Source organism: Candidatus Symbiopectobacterium sp. NZEC135 (assembly GCF_025962695.1).
This window is the reverse complement of sequence record NZ_JAGFPF010000778.1, coordinates 1-946: the sequence shown is the minus strand read 5'-3', so window position 1 is coordinate 946 and position 946 is coordinate 1. Positions and strand designations below refer to the sequence as shown.

2 protein-coding genes are annotated in these 946 nt (G+C 58.5%); both read left to right on the top strand.

The features are described 5' to 3' along the window. Positions 1-267: ATP-binding protein (locus J5224_RS30390; RefSeq protein WP_264628761.1), on the top strand; the 267-nt coding region annotated here is incomplete at its 5' end. Next, positions 264-946, top strand: a 683-nt coding sequence (locus tag J5224_RS30385; protein ID WP_264628760.1) for a GAF domain-containing protein, incomplete at its 3' end; no start/stop codon positions are given. The genes J5224_RS30390 and J5224_RS30385, both read left to right, overlap by 4 nt.

Sequence of the window (946 nt, the reverse complement as noted above, 5' to 3'; positions counted from 1 at the left end):
TCACTGGCGGTACAGATCTACGCCCGGGAAGAAGGCGGCTGGCTATCACTCTACATTGAAGACAACGTCCCCTTGATGCAGGTGCGCTATGCCGCTGCGGCAGCAGCAACCATCAGCACACCGGGCAAAGGTATGGAGCTACGCTTGATACAAACGCTGGTGGCGCATCATCAAGGCGCTATCGATCTGACATCGCGTCCGGCAGGCGGTACGTGCCTTACGCTCCGCTTTCCCCTCTCTGCGGTTTTGACTGGAGGTGCAAAATGACTCGCGTACCTGATACCGGCACTGTGGTGTGGCGTTTCGATCTTTCACAGCAATTTACCGCGATACAACGTCTTAGCAGCGCCTTGAGCCGCTCAACCAATGTCCGTGAGGCGCTGCAATCCGTGCTGCGAATATTGCATGACGATGCCTTTATGCAACATGGCATGATCTGCCTTTATGATACCCAGCGCGGGGTGCTGGCGGTGGAAGCGCTGCACCAGGCAGATGAGCAGTTAATTGCCAGCGGCAGTCAGGTGCGCTATCGGCCCGGCGAAGGCTTAGTGGGCACCGTATTGTCTCAGCACCAACCGCTGGTGTTGCCGAGAGTGGCTGATGACCAACGCTTTCTCGATCGTCTTGGCTTGTACGACTACAACCTGCCGTTTATTGCGGTTCCCCTGTTTGGCGTGGAGACCCAACCCATCGGGGTATTGGCGGCCCAACCGATGGCGCGTTATGAAGAACGGCTTCCGGCCTGCACGCGCTTTCTGGAAACGGTCGCCAATATGGTGGCGCAAACGGTGCGCCTGATGCAGCCTGCGCGTCCGGGGGCGGAAGCGCCAAGCCCTGCCGAGCGCGCTCCTGTCTGTGCCGCTGCTCCGCGCCCGTTCGGGTTTGAAAATATGGTCGGAAAAAGTGCCGCAATGCGCCAAACCATGGAGATTATCCGTCAGGTATC